The organism is Streptomyces sp. NPDC050856 (genome assembly GCF_040653855.1).
GTDB lineage: Bacteria > Actinomycetota > Actinomycetes > Streptomycetales > Streptomycetaceae > Streptomyces.
Genome location: NZ_JBFAGV010000008.1, coordinates 95,520 through 115,795, shown reverse-complemented (window position 1 = coordinate 115,795; position 20,276 = coordinate 95,520). Strand labels below are relative to the sequence as shown.

The window sequence follows — 20,276 nt, the reverse complement described above, 5'->3', positions numbered from 1 at the left end:
GGCCGGACGGGGCACGGCGGGCCCCGGAACGCCGGACGGGCCGTACGGGAGGAATCCCGTACGGCCCGTCCGGCACCGCCGTGCTGCGCCCGGCCGCTACGCGGGGACGCTCGCCACGCCCCGCGGCAGGAACCGCTTGCCGTTCACCCGCTCGGAGACGCCCTCGCGGTCCAGGTACGGCGTGATGCCGCCCAGGTGGAAGGGCCAGCCGGCGCCCGTGATCAGGCACAGGTCGATGTCCTGCGCCTCGGCGACGACACCCTCGTCCAGCATCAGGCCGATCTCCTGCGCCACCGCGTCCAGGACGCGCTCGCGCACCTGCTCCTCGGTCAGCACGACGTCGCCCTGCTTCAGCAGTGCCGCGACCTCCGGGTCCAGCTCGGGCTTGCCCGAGTCGTAGACGTAGAAGCCGCGCTTGCCCGCCTCCACGACCGCCTTGAGGTTCGGGGAGACCGTGAAGCGGTCCGGGAAGGACCGGTTCAGCGTCTCCGAGACGTGCAGACCGATCGCCGGGCCGACCAGCTCCAGCAGCACCAGCGGGGACATCGGCAGCCCGAGCGGCTCGACGGCCCTCTCGGCGGTGGCCACCGGGGTGCCCTCGTCGATGACGTTCTGGATCTCGCCCATGAAGCGGGTGAGGATGCGGTTGACGACGAACGCCGGGGCGTCCTTCACCAGGACCGCCGTCTTCTTCAGCTTCCTGGCCACGCCGAACGCGGTGGCCAGCGAAGCGTCGTCGGTGCGCTCACCGCGGACGATCTCCAGCAGCGGCAGCACCGCGACCGGGTTGAAGAAGTGGAAGCCGACCACGCGCTCCGGGTGCTGGAGCTTGGACGCCATCTCGGTGACCGAGAGGGACGAGGTGTTGGTGGCCAGTACCGCGTGGGCCGGGGCGACCGCCTCGACCTCGGCGAACACCTTCTGCTTGACCGACATCTCCTCGAACACGGCCTCGATGATGAAGTCCGCGTCGGCGAAGCCCTGGGCCTTGTCCAGCACACCGGAGACCAGGCCCTTGAGCCGGTTGGCCTTGTCCTGGTCGATGCGGCCCTTGCCGAGCAGCTTGTCGATCTCGGAGTGGACGTAGCCCACACCCTTGTCGACGCGCTCCTGGTCGATGTCCGTGAGGACGACCGGGACCTCCAGGCGGCGCAGGAAGAGCAGCGCGACCTGGGAGGCCATCAGACCGGCGCCGACGACGCCGACCTTGGAGACCGGGCGCGCCAGGCTCTTGTCCGGGGCGCCGGCCGGGCGCTTGGCGCGCTTCTGCACCAGGTTGAAGGCGTAGATGCCGGAGCGCAGCTCGCCGCCCATGATCAGGTCGGCCAGCGCGGTGTCCTCGGCGTCGAAGCCCTTCTGCAGGTCCCCGTCCTTGGCGGCCTCGATGATGTCCAGGGCGCGGTACGCGGCCGGGGCCGCGCCGTGCACCTTGGAGTCGGCGATGAACCGGCCGCGCGCGACGGCCTGGTCCCACGCCTCACCGCGGTCGACCTCGGGACGCTCCACCACGATCTCGCCCTTGAGGACGGCCGCGGTCCAGTGCAGCGACTGCTCCAGGAAGTCGGCGCCCTCGAAGATCGCGTCGGCGATGCCCAGCTCGTGCACCTGGGCGCCCTTGAGCTGCTTGTTCTGGTTGAGCGAGTTCTCGATGATCACCGAGACGGCGCGGTCGGCGCCGATCAGGTTGGGCAGGATCGTGCAGCCGCCCCAGCCCGGGACCAGGCCGAGGAAGACCTCGGGCAGGGAGAACGCCGGCAGTGCCTTGGAGACGGTGCGGTAGGTGCAGTGCAGACCGACCTCGACACCGCCGCCCATCGCCGCGCCGTTGTAGTAGGCGAAGGTGGGCACGGCCAGGCCCGACAGCCGCTTGAAGACGTCGTGGCCGCCCTTGCCGATGGCCAGCGCGTCCTCGTGCCGCTTCAGCAGCTCGACACCCTTGAGGTCGGCGCCGACGGCGAAGATGAACGGCTTGCCGGTGATGCCGACGCCGACGACCGTGCCCTCGGACGCCTCCTTCTCGACCTGGTCCACTGCGGCGTTGAGGTTCGCCAGCGACTGCGGTCCGAAGGTGGTCGGCTTGGTGTGGTCCAGGCCGTTGTCCAGCGTGATCAGCGCGAACCGGCCCGCACCGGCGGGCAGCTCGAAGTGGCGTACGTGCGCCTGGGTGACGACCTCGTCCGGGAACAGCTCAGCCGCACCCTTCAGAAGCTCAGCGGTGGTGCTCACTTGCTGCCTCCGGCGTCCTTGTGGTTGGGGTTCTCCCAGATGACCGTCGCGCCCATGCCGAAGCCGACGCACATGGTGGTCAGGCCGTAGCGGACCTCCGGCTGCTCCTCGAACTGCCGGGCGAGCTGCGTCATCAGACGCACGCCGGAGGAGGCCAGCGGGTGGCCGAAGGCGATGGCACCGCCGTACTGGTTGACGCGCGCGTCGTCGTCGGCGATGCCGTAGTGGTCCAGGAACGCCAGGACCTGGACGGCGAACGCCTCGTTGATCTCGAAGAGGTTGATGTCCTCGATCGACAGGCCGGCCTTGGCGAGGGCCTTCTCGGTGGCCGGGATGGGGCCGTAGCCCATCACCTCGGGCTCGACGCCCGCGAAGGCGTAGGAGACCAGGCGCATCTTGACCGGCAGGCCGTTCTCGCGCGCGAAGTCCTCGGAGGCGATGATCGAGGCCGTGGCGCCGTCGTTGAGGCCGGCGGCGTTACCGGCGGTGACCCGCCCGTGCGCGCGGAACGGCGTCTTGAGGTTGGCCAGCGACTCCAGGGTGGTGCCCGGGCGCATCGGCTCGTCGGCGGTGACCAGGCCCCAGCCGGTCTCGCCGGCCTCCGGGCTGGTGCGGCGCACCGACACCGGCACCAGGTCCTGCTGGATCTTGCCGTTGGCGTACGCCTTGGCGGCCTTCTCCTGGGAGCGCACGGCGTACTCGTCGGCGCGCTGCTTGGTGATGTGCGGGTAGCGGTCGTGCAGGTTCTCCGCGGTCATCCCCATGAACAGGGCGGACTCGTCGACCAGCTTCTCGCTGACGAAGCGCGGGTTGGGGTCGACGCCCTCACCCATGGGGTGGCGGCCCATGTGCTCGACACCACCGGCGATCACGGCGTCGTACGCGCCGAAGGCGATGGAACCGGCGACCGAGGTCACGGCGGTCAGCGCGCCCGCGCACATGCGGTCGATGGAGTAGCCGGGCACGGACTGCGGCAGGCCGGCGAGGATGCCCGCCGTACGGCCCAGGGTCAGGCCCTGGTCGCCGATCTGCGTGGTCGCCGCGATGGCGACCTCGTCGATCTTCGCGGGGTCGAGGTCCGGGTTGCGGCGCAGCAGCTCCCGGATCGCCTTCACGACGAGATCGTCGGCGCGGGTCTCGTGGTAGATGCCCTTCGGGCCCGCCTTGCCGAACGGGGTGCGGACGCCGTCGACGAAGACGACGTCCCTGACGGTACGAGGCACGATGGCTCTCCTCCAGGGTGCGGGGTGGCACTGCTGCGGGCACGCGGCCGAGCGCGCGCTTGCGGGGCCCATGCTACTTGTGGGTAACCAGACTGCACAGTCCCCCCGCCCGGAGCGTCGAAGGTCACACGTCCGGAACTGCGGAAGGGGTTACCCCTTCGTGTCAGCCTCCGGCCGCCCTCAGCGCGGCCACCAGGACCGGTGTGACCTGTTCGACCTGCCAGGGCCGCGCGCCGTGCCCGGCGAGCGCCTCCGCCACGGCCTCGGCCGTCGCCTCCTCCGGCGGCTCCCAGCACACCCGGCGCACCGTGTCCGGCGTGATCAGGTTCTCCTGCGGCATGTTCAGCGTCTCGGCCAGCGCGGAGACCGCCGTACGGGCCGCCGAGAGCCGGGCCGCCGCCACCGGGTCCTTCTCCGCCCACGCGCGCGGCGGCGGCGGGCCCGTCACCGGCTGGCCCGGCTGCGGCAGCTCGGACTCCGGCAGCGCCCTGGCCCGGTCGATCGTGGCCTGCCACTGCTCCAGCTGCCGGCGCCCCATCCGGGACCCGAACCCGGGCAGCGCGGTCAGCGCGTGCACATTGGGCGGCAGCGCGAGGGCGGCCTCGACGACGGCGGCGTCGCTGAGCACCTTGCCGGGCGACACGTCACGGCGCTGGGCGATCCTGTCGCGGGCGGTCCACAGCTCCCGCACCACGGCCATCTGGCGGCGGCGGCGCACCTTGTGCATCCCCGAGGTGCGGCGCCAGGGGTCCTTGCGCGGTGGCGGCGGCGGAGCCGAGGCGATGGCGTGGAACTCCTGGTGCGCCCAGTCCAGCTTGCCCTGCCGGTCCAGCTCCTCCTCCAGCGCGTCACGCAGGTCGACGAGGAGCTCGACGTCCAGCGCGGCGTACCGGAGCCAGGGCTCGGGCAGCGGACGGGTGGACCAGTCCACCGCGGAGTGGCCCTTCTCCAGGGCGTAGTTCAGGACGGACTCCACCATGGCGCCCAGGCCCACGCGGGGGAAGCCCGCCAGCCGGCCGGCCAGCTCGGTGTCGAAGATCCGGGTGGGGACCATGCCTATTTCGCGCAGGCACGGCAGGTCCTGAGTGGCGGCGTGCAGGATCCATTCGGCGTCGGCCAGGGCCTCGCCGAGCCCGGACAGGTCCGGGCAGCCCACGGGGTCGATCAGCGCGGTGCCCGCGCCCTCGCGGCGCAGCTGCACCAGATAGGCCCGCTGGCCGTAGCGGTAGCCCGAGGCCCGTTCGGCGTCCACGGCGACGGGTCCGGTGCCGGCCGCGAACGCGGCGGTCACCTCGGCGAGGGAATGCTCGTCGGCCACCACGGGCGGGATACCGTCACGCGGCTCCAGCAGGGGGATCGGCGTCCCGTCGACTGCGACGCCTGCGACGCCGTCGTCCGGAGGGCCGCCCCCGGTGGTGCGCAGTACTGTCTCGGCTGCGGTCTCTTGGGCGTCGGTCACCTGTCAAGGGTATCCGTGAACGGCGGGCGCCCGCCGACGGAACGTTCCGTCGACGGGCGCGGATGTGGTGGATACCGGTCAGTGGATGATTCCCGTACGGAGTGCTACGGCGACCATTCCGGCCCGGTCACCGGTGCCGAGCTTGCGGGCGATACGGGCGAGGTGGCTCTTGACGGTCAGCGCGGACAGGCCCATGGAGACGCCGATCGCCTTGTTGGACTGGCCTTCGGCGACCAGCCTGAGCACCTCCACCTCACGTCCGGACAGTTCGCGGTAGCCACCCGGGTGGCTCGGGGCACCCGGGGGGCGGCGGTGCAGACGGGCCGCCGCGGCGCCGATGGGGGCGGCGCCGGGGCGGGTGGGGTGGCCGATGTTCGTACGCGTACCGGTGACGACATAGCCCTTGACGCCGCCCGCGAGGGCGTTGCGCACGGCGCCGATGTCGTCGGCCGCCGAGAGGGCCAGGCCGTTGGGCCATCCCGCGGCGCGGGTCTCGGACAGCAGGGTCAGCCCGGAACCGTCGGGCAGGTGGACGTCGGCAACGCAGATGTCGCGCGGATTGCCGACGCGGGGGCGAGCCTCCGCGATGGACGACGCCTCGATCACGTCACGCACTCCGAGAGCCCACAAGTGGCGGGTCACGGTGGAGCGGACGCGCGGGTCGGCCACGACGACCATGGCCGTCGGCTTGTTCGGGCGGTAGGCGACCAGGCTTGCGGGCTGCTCGAGGAGAACGGACACCAGGCCTCCTGGGAAGGTGCGGGACACAGCCGGCTCGGGGGAAGAAGCCGGGGGGAACCGTGTTTGAAGGGTCACACACCTCTTCGGCAGGCCAACCGTCCGCCTTTAGAGAAAGATCACGATTTGGTGAGTAACAATTGGGGCAATTCGGACGGGTGATCGATCATCCTACGAGCGCCCCAGGAAGCGCCGGGCGCGCGCGGTGGCCATCCGGGCGCGGGGATCACCCGACCGGGCGGTGGCAGGGACCGGGCGCGAAGCGGCTTCCGGCCCGCCCCGCCGGGCAGCCTACGGGCCCGGCTGGCCCCCTGAGCACCGGACGCGGCCAGGTCCGGGCGGGTGTCCTCGGCCCGTCCCGGCGCCCACCGCCGCCGGTCCGCCCCGGCACGGCGGGTGCGGCCGGCCGGGTGACACGGCGGACGGCGCGGCGAGCGGTCGCGTGTGCGACCCCGTACACCGGGGGGCGGGTGGCGCGGGGGCCGCCCGGGGCGCGCGGCGGCCCGTGGGTGCGGCCACCGGGACGCCACCCGGACGGGGTACGGCACTCGCCACCACCTTCGTCCCGCCGGGGGGACGTACGCCTGGCCGGACGCGGAGCCGGCGGCCCGTCCCCCCGGGCGCGGGGAAGTGGGCGGCGGCAGCGGCGCGGGGGCGCGCCCACCTGTCCAGGGCCCGGTGGGCCGGCCCGGCCAGCGGTGGCCCGGCCGCCTCGCACCCCGTCACGCGCGGGGGAGCGCGGCCCCGAGAGGTGTCGGGCGGCACTCTCCTGGAACGCCCGACGCCGCCCGGTGGGGCGACGTGCCGGGCAGCCGCCCCGGGTCCCGCCCGGGTACCGGCTCCGGCACCGACACTCGGTGGCGCCACGACGCCGCCCACGGGGCGAGGTTTCCGTGCGGCGGACCACCGCGGCGGGCCCCTCCCGTGCCCGGAGGGCCACCGGATCGGGAGGCCGACGACGGCGCCGGCGGCCCGGGATCACCCGCCGGGGCGCACCACCCGGGCGGGGAGCGGACAGACAGGGGGCGACGGGCGCCTCAGGGGTGCTGCGGGCCCCGGCGTTGCGGCAGGGAGACCACGCCGCCGTTCGCGGCCGGGTCAGCCGGGCCCGGCTGTGACGGTGGCAGGCCGGCGACCTGGCACAGCAGGTCGCACCAGGACGCCAGGTGCGCCGCCGTGTCCGGCGCCCCGCCACGGCCCTCGCGCGGCGTCCAGGACGCGCGGATCTCGATCTGCGTCGCCGGCCTGCGCTCCGCGAGCCCACCGAAGTAGTGGGACCCCGCGCGGGTGACGGTGCCGCCGGCCTCCCCGTAGTGCAGCCCGCGAGCCTCCAGCGCGCCGGTCAGCCAGGACCAGCACACCTCCGGCAGCAGCGGGTCGGCCGCCATCTCCGGCTCCAGCTCCGCCCGGACCAGCGTCACCAGCCGGAAGGTGCCCTGCCAGGCGTCGTGGCCGGCCGGGTCGTGCAGCAGGATGAGCCGGCCGTCGGCCAGGTCCTCCTCGCCCTCGACCACCGCGGCCTCCAGGGCGTACGCGTACGGGGCGAGCCGCTGCGGCGGGCGGGTCGCCTCGATCTCGACCTCCGGCCGCGGCCGCGCCCCGCGCAGCGCGTCGACCGCCAGCCTGAAGGCCGGCGGGACGGAGGAGTCCTCCCTGCTGTCCGTGTCGTCGGCACCGTCGGAATGATCGGAAAACTGTCCCTGAGCCGCAGCCATGCGGGGAAGAGTAGGCGGAAGCGGGGCCCCGCGCGGGGAGGGACACCCGGCACGGGCCAAGCCGCTTGTCCCCGCGTGCGAAGATTCTGGGCGTGAGTGCCAACGACCGCCCCACGGGCCAGCAGCCGAAGACGTACGACTCCGCCTTTCTCAAGGCCTGCCGGCGCGAGCCCGTGCCGCACACCCCGGTGTGGTTCATGCGGCAGGCGGGGCGCTCGCTGCCCGAGTACCTGAAGGTCCGCGAGGGCATCCCCATGCTCGAGTCGTGCATGCGGCCCGAGCTGGTCACCGAGATCACCCTGCAGCCCGTGCGGCGGCACAAGGTCGACGCCGCCATCTACTTCAGCGACATCGTCGTGCCCCTCAAGGCCATCGGCATCGACCTCGACATCAAGCCCGGCGTCGGGCCGGTCGTCGCCGAACCGATTCGCCGCCGCGAGGACCTGGAGCGGCTGCGCGACCTCAGCCCCGAGGACGTCGCCTACGTCACCGAGGCCATCGGCATGCTCACCGGTGAGCTCGGCGCCACCCCGCTGATCGGTTTCGCCGGCGCGCCCTTCACCCTGGCGAGCTACCTCGTGGAGGGCGGCCCGTCCCGCAACCACGAGCACACCAAGGCCCTCATGTACGGCGACCCCGGGCTCTGGGCGGACCTGCTGGACCGGCTCGCCGACATCACCGCCGCCTTCCTCAAGGTCCAGATCGAGGCCGGCGCCTCCGCGGTGCAGCTCTTCGACTCCTGGGTGGGCGCCCTGGCCCCCGCCGACTACCGCCGCTCGGTCATGCCCGCTTCGGCGAAGGTCTTCGACGCGGTCGCCGGCTACGGCGTCCCGCGCATCCACTTCGGCGTCGGTACCGGCGAGCTGCTGGGCCTGATGGGCGAGGCGGGCGCCGACGTGGTGGGCGTCGACTGGCGCGTACCGCTGGACGAGGCGGCCCGCCGCGTCGGCCCCGGCAAGGCGCTCCAGGGCAACCTGGATCCCGCGGTGCTCTTCTCCACCCCCGAGGCGGTCGAGACCAAGACCCGCGAGGTCCTGGACGCCGCGGCCGGCCTGGAGGGCCACATCTTCAACCTCGGCCACGGCGTGCTGCCCACCACCGACCCGGACGCCCTGACCCGCCTGGTGGAGTACGTCCACACGCGCACCGCCCGCTGAACCGGGGCCACGGCCTCCTGACGCGCGCCGTCCCGGCGGAAGGGCCGCCCCGCGCGGGGCGGCGCCGGGGCGGTCCCTCCGCTACGCCCCCGCCTCCCGTACCGCCGCCACCGCCTTGCGGGCCGCCACCTGGACCGGGTCCCAGACCGGCGAGAACGGCGGGGCGTAGCCCAGGTCGAGCGCGGTGACCTGCTCCACGGTCATGCCGGCCGTCAGCGCCACCGCGGCGATGTCCACCCGCTTCGCCGCGCCCTCGCGGCCCACGATCTGACACCCCAGCAGCCGGCCCGTGCGGCGTTCGGCGAGCATCTTGACCGTCATCGGCGCCGCCCCGGGGTAGTACCCGGCGCGGCTGGTCGACTCGGTCGTCACCGCGACGAACCGCAGGCCCACCTGGTGGGCGTCCTTCTCGCGCAGCCCGGTGCGGGCGATCTCCAGCGAGCAGACCTTGCTCACCGCCGTGCCGACCACACCGGGGAAGGTGCCGTACCCGCCGCCCACGTTGGCGCCGATCACCTGGCCGTGCTTGTTGGCGTGGGTACCCAGCGGGACGTGCCGTTCGCGGCCCGAGACCAGGTCCAGCACCTCGACGCAGTCGCCGCCCGCCCAGATGTCCTCCTGGCCGCGCACCCGCATCGACAGGTCGGTGAGCAGCCCGCCGTACTCGCCGACCGGCAGCCCCGCCGCGCGGGCGAGGGTGGTCTCCGGCTCGACGCCCATGCCCAGGACGACGACGTCCGCCGGGTACTCGCCGTCCTCGGTCGCCACCGCCCGCACCCGCCCGTCGGCGCCCGTGAGGACCTTGGTGACCTCGGCGCCGCCGACCGTGGTGATGCCCAGCCCGTCCATCGCGCGGTGCACCAGCCGGCCCATGTCCGGGTCGAGGGTGGACATCGGCTGCTCACCCCGGTTGAGCACGGTCACCTCGTAGCCCCGTTTCAGCAGCGCCTCGGCCATCTCCACGCCGATGTAGCCCGCGCCCACCACCACCGCGCGCCGCCCGCGCGTACCCGCCAGGGAGTCCAGCAGCGCCTGGCCGTCGTCCAGGGTCTGCACGCCGTGCACGCCCGGCGCGTCGATGCCCGGCAGCGGCGGGCGAACCGGCCGGGCGCCGGTCGCCACCACCAGCCGGTCGTAGCCCGTCCACGTCTCGCGCCCCGACTCCAGGTCCCGGGCGCGCACCCGCTGCCCGTCCGGGTCGAGTTCGGTCACCTCCGTGCGCAGCCGTACGTCGATGGCGCGGGCGCGGTGCTGCTCGGGCGTGCGCGCGACCAGCCGGTCCCGTTCCTCCACGTCGCCACCGACCCAGTACGGGATCCCGCACGCGGAGTACGAGGTGAAGTGCCCGCGCTCGAAGGCGACGATCTCCAGCTCGTCCGGGCTCTTGAGCCTGCGGGCCTGTGACGCGGCGGACATGCCCGCCGCGTCACCGCCGATGACCACCAGTCGTTGCTGTCCCATGCGGACCACGCTACGTCCCGGCGGTGTCCGACCCGGAACGCTTCGGCCACCTCGGCCGCACCAGCCACCGCCACACCACGTAGCCCACCAGCGCCACCGCCGCCCAGGGGGCGAGCGCCGCCAGCGCGATCCCGACCCAGGTGGCCGTCGTCACCAGCGCCTGCCAGCCGCCGCCCAGCGCGTCCAGGACGTCCGGGCCCTCCTCCTCCCGCTCCACCGCCCGCTTCCCGGGCTCGCTCAGCAGCAGCGTGACCGTCGCCAGCGCCGTACGGTCCTTGAGCGACGCCTGCTGCGCCAGCAGCGACTCCAGGGCCGCCTGACGGCTGCTCAGCTCGCCCTCCAGGGTGACCACGTCGCTCAGCCTCGTCGCCCGGTCCATCAGCTCGCGCACCCGCGCGACACTGGCCCGCTGCGAGGCGATCCGGCTCTCCACGTCGACGACCTGGTCGGTGACGTCCCGGGCGTCCGCCGTGCGCGACAGCAGCTTCCCGCCGCCCGCCAGCTCCCGGAGCACCCGGTCGTACGCGGCCTGCGGCACCCGCAGCACGATCCGCGAGGTCATCCGCTCGTCGTCGACGCGCCGCGTCGACTCGTCGGCGACGTGACCGCCGGCGTCCTCCACCGCGGTACGGGCCCCGGCCAGCGCCGCGGTAACGTCCCGGACCTCCATGGAGAGCTCGGCGGTACGGACGACGTGCTGCGGCGCGACGGCCGGCTTCCTGCTCGCGGGCGCGCCGGGCGCCGCCGGCGTCCCGCCGCCCCCGGCGGCCGTGGGCGGCGCCCAGCCCGGTCCGGTGGCCGCTTCCCGGGCAGCCGGTCCCTTGCCGCCGTGGTCGGCCGACGCGCCGCTGTCGGCCGCGCCGCCGCAGCCGGCGAGCGCGAGTGAGGCGGCGAGCAGTACCGCCGCGGACGTGTGTGGTGTGCGCATGATCCCCCCGGGGACGTGATGACCGATGCCGGTTGGACGCACGGGCCCGGGGGCGGGGTTGCCGGTGCGCGGTTCCGAACCGGTCACGGTCGGGACTCGGAACGGCGTTTGAGAGAGTGGAGCCATGAACGCGGAAACCCCCCACGGCGGCCGTGCCGTCGTCATCGGCGGCGGCATCGCCGGTCTCGCCGCCGCTCACCGGCTGGTCACCGCAGGGTGGCGCGTCACCGTCCTGGAAGCCACCGACCGGCTCGGCGGGAAGCTCCGCGCCGGCGAGATCGCGGGCGTCCGGGTCGACCTGGGCGCCGAGTCGATGCTGGCCCGCCGCCCCGAGGCGGTGGACCTGGCCCGGGCCGTGGGGCTCGGCGACCTGCTCCAGCCGCCCGCCACCACGACGGCCGCCATCTGGACCCGCGACGCCCTGCGGCCGATGCCCCAGGGACACGTCATGGGCGTCCCCGGCAGCCCCGACGCGGTCGCCGGGCTGCTGTCCGCCGAGGGCCTGGCCCGCGTCGCGCGGGAGACCGACCTGCCGCCCGACGCGGTCGCCGACGACGACGTCGCCGTCGGCGCGTACGTCGCCGGCCGCTTCGGCCGCGAGGTCGTCGACCGGCTCGTGGAACCCCTCCTCGGCGGGGTGTACGCGGGTGACGCCTACCGGATCTCGATGCGGGCCGCCGTGCCCAGGCTCTTCGACGCCGTCCGCGCCCACGGCACCCTGACCGAGGCCGTACGGGCCGTCCAGCGGGCCCAGCGGAACGGGCAGCCGCAGACCGGCCCCGCCTTCATGGGCATCGAGGGCGGTGTCGGCCGGCTCCCGCTCGCCGTCGCCGACGCGATCACCGCCCACGGCGGGCGGATCCGCACCCGGACCCCCGTCGGCGGCCTGGTCCGCCGCCCCGACGGCTGGCAGGTCCGCACCGAGGACGAGACGCTCCACGCCGACGCGGTCGTCGTCGCGACACCCGCCGGGCCCGCCGCCGCGCTGCTGGCCGCCGAGTCACCGGCCGCCGCCGCCGGGCTCGCCGGCGTCGAGTACGCCTCCATGGCCCTGGTCACGCTGGCCTTCCGCCGCGCCGACGCCCGGGCGCTGCCCGCCGGTTCCGGCTTCCTGGTGCCGCCGGTGGACGGCCGCACCATCAAGGCCTCGACCTTCTCGTCGCAGAAGTGGCAGTGGGTCGCGGACGGCTCGCCCGACCTGGTCGTCCTGCGCACCTCCGTCGGCCGGTACGGCGACGAGGAGTACCTGGGCCGCGAGGACGCCGACCTCGTCGCCGTGTCCCTGGCCGACCTCGCCGCCGCCACCGGGCTGTCCGCCAGGCCCGTCGCCACCGAGGTCACCCGGTGGACCGGCGGCCTGCCGCAGTACCCGGTCGGGCACCTCGCCCGGGTCCGGCGCATCCAGGACGCCGTCGCCGGGCTGCCCGGTCTGCGGGTGTGCGGCGCGGTGTACGAGGGGGTCGGCATCCCCGCCTGCGTGGCGAGCGGCCGGCGCGCGGCGGACGAGATCCTCGCCACGCCGACCCTGGCGCGGGGCACCCGGACCGAGGGGCGAGAATAGCCCTATGAGTGCGCCCGAAAAGATCCCGAACGCCGGTAAGAAGGCGAAGGACCTCAACGAGGTCATCCGCTACACCCTGTGGTCCGTCTTCAAGCTGCGCGATGTACTGCCCGAGGACCGGGCCGGTTACGCCGACGAGGTCCAGGAGCTGTTCGACCAGCTCGCCGCCAAGGACATCACCGTGCGCGGCACGTACGACGTGTCCGGGCTGCGGGCCGACGCCGACCTCATGATCTGGTGGCACGCCGAGACCTCGGACGCGCTCCAGGAGGCGTACAACCTCTTCCGCCGCACCCGGCTCGGCCGCTCGCTGGAGCCGGTCTGGTCCAACATGGCCCTGCACCGCCCCGCCGAGTTCAACCGGTCGCACATCCCGGCCTTCCTGGCCGACGAGACGCCGCGCGACTACGTCAGCGTCTACCCGTTCGTCCGCTCCTACGACTGGTACCTGCTGCCGGACGAGGACCGGCGGCGGATGCTCGCCGACCACGGCAAGATGGCCCGCGGCTACCCCGACGTCCGCGCCAACACCGTCGCCTCCTTCTCGCTCGGCGACTACGAGTGGATCCTCGCCTTCGAGGCGGACGAGCTGTACCGGATCGTGGACCTGATGCGCCACCTGCGCGCCTCCGAGGCCCGTATGCACGTTCGCGAGGAGGTCCCGTTCTACACGGGCCGCCGCAAGTCGGTCGCGGACCTGGTGGCCGGCCTGGCCTGAGGCCGGCCACCCTCGGCCCGGAAGATCAGACGGCGGACGGCTGCCCGGGCAGCCCGCCCCGGCCACCGGCCGGCCGCCGCTCCAGCGACACCGGGTCCGGCTCCGGGTGCGGCGCGCACGACGCGCGCCGCACCGGCGTCACCCCACGCCACAGCGGTCCTCCAAGTGGCCGCCGCCGCGGTCGTTCGCGCCGCCCGCGCCGCCGTGCGCACCGGCCTCCCCGGTCACCGGCACCATGCCGCCCAGCCACCGCCCCCCTCCTCGGGCGTGGCCGCGTCCCGCTCGGCCGCCGGGACCAGCGCCTGGGCAGCTCACCGGGCCCCGTTCGCGCATCACGCGGCCGCTGCCGCGCGGCGCCGGCCAGAACGCGGCCCAGCAGGTCGAGCCGGACATCGCCCCGGCTCCCGAACGGCGGCACCGCGCCGGCGCGGGCCCTGCCCGGCCCACCCCCGCCGGCCCTCCGGCCACGGCCCGCCGTCGCGCCCCACCGCCGTGATCGACCGCGTCGCCGCTCCCGCCTCCTTCGCCGTCTCCCGGCTCGGCCCTCGGGCCGGACAAGAGCCCGGTGTCGAGTCCCCGATCCGATCGGGCGGCCCCGGGCCGGGGTGTCACCCGCGTGTCAGTGCGGCCCGGGCCCCGCGCACCAGTCGGGTGGCCCGGCGCGGCGGCCGCGCACCGGCGCGCTCGCGCCACCACAGGTCGAGCCGTCGCCTGGCGGCACGGTCGGCGGGCTGCCCGGCGGCCAGCAGGTGCTCGGCGAAGTCCAGCGCGTCGCGCCGGTGGCCACCGCGCAGGGGACGGCGGGCGGCGTACGAGAGGAAGGCGGCGCGGTAGCCCTCTCCGAGGATCCCGGGCAGTTCGGGCGCCACCTTGGCCACGATCCCGGCCCGCTTGCCGGCGAGCGCCCGGCTCTGCACGCCCAGCCGCCGGTGGTCGAAGCCCTCGGGCGCCGGGGTACCGGCCACCAGCGCCGACAGCAGCGCGGCCTGGGCCAGCCCCAGCCGCTCGCGCGCCCCCGCGGAAGCGGCGGCGGCGCGGGCGGGTGGCCGGGTGAGGGGCGCCCCGGCGCCGGGCCGCGCCGCCCGGCCGGCGGCCGAGGCGACCGTGTCACGGATCGCCGTGAGCTCGGCGGCCAGTTCCCGCACCGGCGGGAAGTCGTCGTCCCGCTCCAGCAGGACGCCCGGCGGGTCCGTCCGCGAGGCGAGGTCGGCCAGGATGTCCAGGACCGGCCGGGGAACCGGGTGGGCGTGGCTGTCGTGCCACACGCCGTCGCGTTCCACACCGCCCGCCACGTGCACGTACGCGAGGGCGTCGAGGGGCAGTTCGTCCAGCGCGCGGGCCGGGTCCTCGCCCCGGTTCACCCGGTTGGTGTGCAGGTTGGCGACGTCGACGAGCAGCCGCACCCCGGTGCGGGCCACCAGCTCCGCCAGGAAGCGGCCCTCCGTCAGCTCCTCGTCGGGCCAGGAGATCAGGGCCGCGATGTTCTCCAGGGCCAGCGGCACCGGCAGCGCCTCCTGCGCGATCCGCACGTTCTCGCAGAGCACCTCCAGCGCGTCCCAGGTGCGGGGGACCGGCAGCAGGTGGCCCGCCTCCAGCGCGGGTGAGGCGGTGAGCGGCCCCCCGGCCCGTACGAACGCGATGTGCTCGGTCACCATCGGCGCCCCCAGCGCCAGCGCCGTCTCCGCCAGCCCGGCCAGCCGGCCCTCGTCCGGCCGGTCCGCGCCGCCCAGTCCCAGCGAGACGCCGTGCGGCACGACCGTCACGCCCCGCGCGCGCAGCCGCCGCAGCGCATCGGGGAGGTGGCCCGCGCAGATGTTCTCCGCGACCACCTCCACCCAGTCCAGCCCGGGCAGTGCCTCCACCGCGTCGGCCATCTCCGGGCGCCAGCCGATCCCCGTCCCCAGCTCGGTCATGTCCCGTCCCCCCCTCGTCCGGTCGTTCGCAGGGGGGTGATGGCCCGGCCGGGGGGCGATCAACCCCCGGCGGGGACGGTTCAGAGGTTGATTTGAGGTTACGGGCGGTCGGTGTTGATCGCCGTCGGCGGGCCCGGCTGCGTCGACGGCCGGGACGTGAACTGCTGGTCCGTGCCCGTCGGCACCGCGGGCGAGGGCGCGGGCGGCAGATTGCCGTTCGGCGCCGGCGGGCCCGAGGGACTGGCGGTCGCCCGCCCCGCCGCCTCGTTGGCTATCGCGTCGAAGTCGACCAGCCCGGTCGCCTCCAGCATGGTGATGTGGTCCAGCACCGTCTGGTTGGCGTCGGTGGCGAGCTGGCGTATCAGCGCGTTGCGGGTGGTGTGCCGCACCTCGGCGACGAGCGCGAAGACCTTCCCGTGCGCGTTGCGCAGCAGATTGGCGAATTTCCGCTCGTACTCCTCACCACTGGCCGCCGACAGCTCCCGCAACCAGCCCTGTTGCTGCTCGGAGGGCTGGTTGGGCAGCTCCACGCCCAGTTTCGCCGCCACGTCCCGGGCCCGCTGGTCCAGGTCGGCGTGGCCCACCACGAGGTGGTCGCCGGCGTCCTTGATGGCCTGGCTGGGCGCGCGTTCGATGGCCTGCTGACCGGCCGGCAGCTCCCACAGGCCGGCCAGGCGGACCTTCACCAGGAAGTCGCGGTCCGTCGCCGACAGCGGTCCCCACTGGGTCGCCACGGAGGAGGCGTTGAGGTTGGCCTGCCCGGTTCCCGAGCGGTCGGGGTAGGACCAGACCGGGAACGCGAGAGCGCCGACCGTGGCCACCAGTGCCGCGATGATGAGTGCCGTGCCGTTGATCCGTCGCAACAAAGTGCCTCCCGAGCCGATGCCTTACCGCGCTGCGATCAACCGGCCACCGGCCGGCCGGTCAGCCTACTTGGCGGTACTGGGAGGTACGTATATCCGACCGGAGGCGTTCAGGCCCAGGTCGGGAAGTCGGCCACCACCGTGCACGATCCCGGCGCGACCTCGGTGAAGCCCGCGTCCCGCACCACCGGCAGGCCGCTTCCGACCAGTTCGGCCCACTTTTCCGGGCGCGGGGACCGCACCACGAGCGGGAAGCCGGCCTTCCGCCACGCCTCCCGGTCCTCCCGCTCCATCGCCCACCACAGCAGATGGGCGCCGTGGCCGACCTGCGCCATCTCCTTGCCGGTCGACATGGCGAGCTCCCGGTTGAGCCACAGCACGGCGGTCCCCCCAGGAGGCACCGGGGGCTCGGCGGGATCGTCCAGCTCCGTGCCCGACACCTGGAGCCGGGACAGCTCCTTGGGCCAGCCGTCCAGCGGCACCGGCGGGAAGACCCGCACCTCGGCCGTGCCCCCGGTGACGGTGATGCCCGGCAACCGCGTCGCCCGCCGCCACTCCGCGCCGCGTGCCCGCCGCACCACCTTGCGGATCCGGGCGTCCTGCCAGGAGCGCACCGCGTCGGCCCACTCGCCCGAGCCGGCCGACCGCTCGTCCGAGAGGATCGCCGGCACGGCGCGCGCCGCGGTCTCCAGCGCGTCGGTACGGGTGGGTGGGGCGTCCTTCTCCACCCGTACGACGAGCGGGAGGACGAACTGCGGGGTGCCGTCGCTGCTCACCCGGCCAGTCTGCCAGCCGGCCGCCGACCGGCCGGCAGCGGCGGCCACCGGCAGCCCGGTCCCGGCGGATCTTGGCGGAATGGAGGGTTCCGGGCGACGATGCCGCAATGAAGAGTGATCTGTTCGCGTCCGAGAACATGGCTCACCAGGCGACCGTGCCGGGTATGGCCCTGCAGAACGCCAAGTCCGTGAAGTACGCGGTCAACGGCGAGATGCACGCACGCCAGGGATCGATGATCGCCTACCGGGGGAACCTCCAGTTCGAACGGAAGGGGCAGGGCCTGGGCGGCATGCTCAAGCGGGCCGTCACCGGCGAGGGCCTGCCGCTGATGGCCGTGCGCGGCCAGGGCGAGGCGTGGTTCGCGCACGAGGCGCAGAACTGCTTCATCGTCGACATCGAGCAGGGCGACGCGCTCACCGTCAACGGCCGCAACGTCCTGTGCTTCGACGCCACCCTCTCGTACGAGATCAGGACGGTGAAGGGCGCCGGCATCACCGGCGGCGGCCTGTTCAACAGTGTCTTCACCGGCTACGGCAAGCTCGCCGTGATCTGCGAGGGCGCCCCCGTCGTCATCCCGGTCACCACCAACCAGCCGGTGTACGTCGACACGGACGCCGTCGTCGGCTGGAGCGCGCACCTGGACACCGGGCTGCACCGCTCGCAGTCCCTCGGCTCGATGATCCGGGGCGGCTCCGGCGAGGCGGTGCAGCTGATGCTCAGGGGCGAGGGCTTCGTGATCGTACGGCCCAGCGAGCAGACCCCGCAGAAGGCGGCCCAGAGCTGAACCTCCACCGCGTGGGGCGCCGTTACCGCGGCGGGCCCTGGGTGCTGCGCGACGTGGAACTCGCCCTGCCCCCGGGCGGCGCCTTGGTCCGCGTCCGGGGCACCAACGGCAGCGGCAAATCGACCCTGCTGCGGCTGCTGGCGGGCGTCGACGCCCCCACCACGGGCCGGATCACCGACCGGCCGCGCCGCACCGCCTACGTCCCCGAGCGCTTCCCGGCCACCCTGCCGCTCACCGTCGACGACTACCTGGTCCACCTCGGCCGCGTCCACGGCCTGCGGGGCCCGGTCGCGGCGGCGCGGGCGGCCCGGTGGCTGGAGCGGTTCGGGGCCGGCGGGCACGCGCGCACGCCGCTGCCCGAGCTGTCCAAGGGCGGCGGGCAGAAGGTCGCCGTCGCCCAGGCGCTGCTCGCCGAGCCGGACCTGCTGGTCCTGGACGAGGCGTGGACCGGCCTGGACGCCGTGGCCCGCGAGGAGCTGGACCGGGCGGTGGGGGAGCGGGTCGCGGCGGGCGCGGCGGTCGTCTTCGTCGACCACGACCCGCGACGGCTCGCCGGGGCGGCCGAGGCGGTGTTCGTGGTGGAGGACGGCCGGGTCCGGGCGGCCCTCGGCGCGGCTGCCGGTGCGGGTGCGGGCGTGGGTGTGGGGGCGGACCCGGGTCCCGGTCCCGGTCCCGGTCCCGGTCCGAGCCTGGGCTCCGGCTCCGGCCCGGGCGGCCGGCCGCTCCTGGTGCGGGTGGTGGCCTCGGGCGGGCGGCTTCCCGGACGGCTGCCGGGCGCACCGGCGCACGCGCCCCTCCCGGACGGCGGTGTGGCCTTCACCGTCCCGGCCGGCCACTCCGACGCACTGCTGCGCGCACTGCTCACCGCCCACCCGCCCTGGCGCATCCACCAGGTGTGCGACGCCTCCGGGACGGAGCGGGGTCCATGATGACCGCCCTGGTGCGCTACCAGACCCGCCCTGCTGCTGCGCTCCCAGCGGTGGCTGGCACCAGTACTGCTCCACCTGGCGTTCCTGGCCGTCGGCGTGCGCGCCGGTGAGCCGGTCCTGGGTGCCCTCGGGTACACCTGCGCCGCCCTGCTGCCGGTCACCGCGTGGCTGGTGCGGGTCTGCCTGAACCAGGAGCCACCGGCCGCTCGGGACATCGCCGCGGCGGCGTCCGGCCGCGCGCGGTCACACCTGGCCGCCGTCCTCGCCGGCACCGGCTGCATGGCGGTGCTCGGCACCGCCGCCGTCCTCGTGATCGCCGCCGTCAGCGCGCCGCGCGGTGCCCGGCACCAGGTCGTCCCGCCGCTGCCCGCGACGCTCGCGGGCCTGCTCACCGCGGCGGTCTGCGTCCTGGTCGGCGCGGCCGTCGGCGCGCTGTGCACCCGGCCGCTGCTGCCCGCCCCCGGCTGGTCGGTCGCCGCCACCCTGGCGGTCACGGTGCCGGCCCTGGTGGCCACCGGTTCGCCCGCGCGGCACGCGGTGACCGGTCTGGTGGCCGGTTCCCTCACCGGCACGGTGCACCTGCCGTGGCTCCCGCTGGCCGCCGCGACGGCCGGAACCGCCGGGGTACTCGCCCTCGTCTGCCGGCTCGCCGCCCGCCGGGACTGAAGGGGCGGCGATATCCGCGATGGGCGGCGGCAGGCTGGGTACCTGCGGACCGTGAGGGGAACGACGGTTCGACGGCTGGGAAGCGGTGGTGGGCGTGGCTGAGGAAGACGTTGAGGACAAGGAGGCACCCGAGGAGGAGACGGGCGAGCTCCTGGACGGCCTGACGGTGGACGAGAGCCGGCCCGAACAGCCGGTGCTGCTCGACCAGCGGGGCGGGCCGATACAGACCTGGCGGGAGAACTACCCGTACGACCACAAGCTCCGCCGCCAGGAGTACGAGCGGCGCAAGCGGGTGCTCCAGATCGAGATGCTCAAGCTCCAGCGCTGGGTCAAGGAGACCGGACAGCGCCTGGTGGTCATCTGCGAGGGCCGGGACGCGGCCGGCAAGGGAGGGACGATCCAGCGGTTCACCGAGCGGCTCAACCCCCGTGGCGCCCGCGTGGTGGCCCTGGAGAAGCCCACCGAGCGGGAGGCCGGTCAGTGGTACTTCCAGCGCTACGTGGCGCACCTGCCGGCCAAGGGCGAGATCGTCTTCTTCGACCGCTCCTGGTACAACCGGGCCGGGGTGGAGCGGGTGATGGGCTTCTGCTCCGAGGAGGAGTACCGGCTGTTCCTGCGCCAGTGCCCGGTGTTCGAACGCCTCCTCGCCGAGGACGGCGTCCTGGTGGTGAAGTTCTGGTTCTCCGTCTCCCGGGCGGAGCAGCGCACCCGGTTCGCGATCCGCCAGGTCGACCCGGTACGGCAGTGGAAGCTCTCCCCGATCGACCTGGCCTCGCTGGACCGGTGGGAGGACTACACCGCCGCCAAGGTCGACATGTTCCGGGCCACCGACACCGAGCACGCGCCGTGGACGGTGGTGAAGAGCAACGACAAGCGGCGCGGCCGGCTGGAGGCCATGCGCAGCCTGCTGTGGCGCTACGACTACACCAGCAAGGACCCGGAGGCGGTCGGCACCCCCGACCCGCTCATCGTGGGCGCGGCCGACACGCTGCTGGAGCCGGGGGAGGAGCCCAGCACCCTCTCGCCCACGCCGCTGGCCCACCCGCCCGGCGGGCCGGGTGAGCACCCGCCGGGCTCCGGCGCCGTGTGACGGCCCGGACCCGGCGGGAGGACGCCGCCCCCTCGCCGGGGAGACGCCCGCCCTCCCGCCGGCTCCCC

16 protein-coding genes and 1 pseudogene are annotated in these 20,276 nt (G+C 74.6%); 7 read left to right on the top strand and 10 right to left on the bottom strand.

Annotated elements, in window-relative coordinates:
* Nucleotides 1-96 precede the first annotated feature (96 nt).
* The 5 genes from AB0H53_RS10525 to AB0H53_RS10505 form a co-directional block, all read right to left on the bottom strand.
* A complete protein-coding gene (locus AB0H53_RS10525) occupies nucleotides 97-2,226 on the bottom strand; it encodes a 3-hydroxyacyl-CoA dehydrogenase NAD-binding domain-containing protein (RefSeq protein ID WP_362109662.1) in 2,130 nt (709 codons plus the stop codon).
* Nucleotides 2,223-3,449, bottom strand: coding sequence for an acetyl-CoA C-acyltransferase (locus AB0H53_RS10520; RefSeq protein WP_362109660.1), 1,227 nt, complete (start codon nucleotides 3,447-3,449; stop codon nucleotides 2,223-2,225). Before AB0H53_RS10520 ends, AB0H53_RS10525 begins: the two co-directional genes overlap by 4 nt.
* Nucleotides 3,450-3,612: 163 nt before the next feature.
* A complete protein-coding gene (locus AB0H53_RS10515) occupies nucleotides 3,613-4,908 on the bottom strand; it encodes a ribonuclease D (RefSeq protein ID WP_362109658.1) in 1,296 nt (431 codons plus the stop codon).
* A 78-nt stretch (nucleotides 4,909-4,986) separates the two neighbouring features.
* Nucleotides 4,987-5,649 (bottom strand): response regulator transcription factor, encoded by a 663-nt coding sequence (locus tag AB0H53_RS10510; RefSeq protein WP_329876947.1) that lies wholly within the window; start codon nucleotides 5,647-5,649, stop codon nucleotides 4,987-4,989.
* A 1,034-nt stretch (nucleotides 5,650-6,683) separates the two neighbouring features.
* Entirely contained in the window at nucleotides 6,684-7,361 is a 678-nt protein-coding gene (locus AB0H53_RS10505) for a DUF3000 domain-containing protein (RefSeq protein ID WP_362109656.1), read from the bottom strand.
* A 92-nt stretch (nucleotides 7,362-7,453) separates the two neighbouring features.
* Here AB0H53_RS10505 and hemE point away from each other — a divergent pair, with 92 nt between their 5' ends.
* Nucleotides 7,454-8,518 carry a uroporphyrinogen decarboxylase gene (gene hemE, locus AB0H53_RS10500; protein WP_362109654.1) on the top strand — a complete coding sequence of 355 codons (1,065 nt, stop codon included), beginning with the start codon at nucleotides 7,454-7,456 and terminating at the stop codon, nucleotides 8,516-8,518.
* 81 nt (nucleotides 8,519-8,599) lie between these two features.
* Here hemE and AB0H53_RS10495 read toward each other — a convergent pair whose 3' ends face one another.
* The gene (locus AB0H53_RS10495) at nucleotides 8,600-9,979 is read right to left on the bottom strand and encodes an FAD-dependent oxidoreductase (protein ID WP_362109652.1); all 1,380 of its coding nucleotides are present in this window, start codon (nucleotides 9,977-9,979) and stop codon (nucleotides 8,600-8,602) included.
* 10 nt (nucleotides 9,980-9,989) lie between these two features.
* Nucleotides 9,990-10,907: a DUF4349 domain-containing protein gene (locus tag AB0H53_RS10490; protein WP_362109650.1), complete on the bottom strand. Its 918-nt coding sequence runs from the start codon at nucleotides 10,905-10,907 to the stop codon at nucleotides 9,990-9,992.
* Between the two features lie 124 nt (nucleotides 10,908-11,031).
* Here AB0H53_RS10490 and hemG point away from each other — a divergent pair, with 124 nt between their 5' ends.
* Together hemG and hemQ are read left to right on the top strand one after the other, a co-directional pair.
* Entirely contained in the window at nucleotides 11,032-12,468 is a 1,437-nt protein-coding gene (hemG, locus tag AB0H53_RS10485) for a protoporphyrinogen oxidase (RefSeq protein WP_362109648.1), read from the top strand.
* A gap of 4 nt (nucleotides 12,469-12,472) precedes the next feature.
* Nucleotides 12,473-13,186, top strand: coding sequence for a hydrogen peroxide-dependent heme synthase (hemQ, locus tag AB0H53_RS10480; RefSeq protein ID WP_362109646.1), 714 nt, complete (start codon nucleotides 12,473-12,475; stop codon nucleotides 13,184-13,186).
* Nucleotides 13,187-13,794: 608 nt separating this feature from the next.
* On the opposite strand, the gene AB0H53_RS10475 is transcribed toward hemQ, so the two are convergent.
* The 3 genes from AB0H53_RS10475 to AB0H53_RS10465 all read right to left on the bottom strand — a co-directional run bounded on the left by AB0H53_RS10475 (nucleotide 13,795) and on the right by AB0H53_RS10465 (nucleotide 16,738).
* On the bottom strand, nucleotides 13,795-15,099 hold the full coding sequence (locus AB0H53_RS10475; protein WP_362109644.1) for a DUF692 domain-containing protein: 1,305 nt from the start codon (nucleotides 15,097-15,099) through the stop codon (nucleotides 13,795-13,797).
* A 98-nt stretch (nucleotides 15,100-15,197) separates the two neighbouring features.
* Complete coding sequence (locus tag AB0H53_RS10470) at nucleotides 15,198-15,962, bottom strand: DUF4142 domain-containing protein (protein WP_362109833.1); 765 nt, start codon at nucleotides 15,960-15,962, stop codon at nucleotides 15,198-15,200.
* A 110-nt stretch (nucleotides 15,963-16,072) separates the two neighbouring features.
* Entirely contained in the window at nucleotides 16,073-16,738 is a 666-nt protein-coding gene (locus AB0H53_RS10465; RefSeq protein WP_362109642.1) for a peptidyl-tRNA hydrolase, read from the bottom strand.
* A 107-nt stretch (nucleotides 16,739-16,845) separates the two neighbouring features.
* On the opposite strand from AB0H53_RS10465, the gene AB0H53_RS10460 reads away from it, so the two are divergent.
* From AB0H53_RS10460 to ppk2, 4 genes and pseudogenes are all read left to right on the top strand, one after another.
* The gene (locus AB0H53_RS10460; protein ID WP_362109640.1) at nucleotides 16,846-17,523 is read left to right on the top strand and encodes an AIM24 family protein; all 678 of its coding nucleotides are present in this window, start codon (nucleotides 16,846-16,848) and stop codon (nucleotides 17,521-17,523) included.
* The gene (locus AB0H53_RS10455; RefSeq protein WP_362109832.1) at nucleotides 17,520-18,452 is read left to right on the top strand and encodes an ATP-binding cassette domain-containing protein; all 933 of its coding nucleotides are present in this window, start codon (nucleotides 17,520-17,522) and stop codon (nucleotides 18,450-18,452) included. Before AB0H53_RS10460 ends, AB0H53_RS10455 begins: the two co-directional genes overlap by 4 nt.
* Nucleotides 18,452-19,118 (top strand): annotated as a pseudogene (locus tag AB0H53_RS10450) (ABC transporter). Before AB0H53_RS10455 ends, AB0H53_RS10450 begins: the two are co-directional and overlap by 1 nt.
* A gap of 94 nt (nucleotides 19,119-19,212) precedes the next feature.
* Nucleotides 19,213-20,208 carry a polyphosphate kinase 2 gene (gene ppk2, locus AB0H53_RS10445; RefSeq protein ID WP_362109638.1) on the top strand — a complete coding sequence of 332 codons (996 nt, stop codon included), beginning with the start codon at nucleotides 19,213-19,215 and terminating at the stop codon, nucleotides 20,206-20,208.
* Nucleotides 20,209-20,276: the final 68 nt, after the last annotated feature.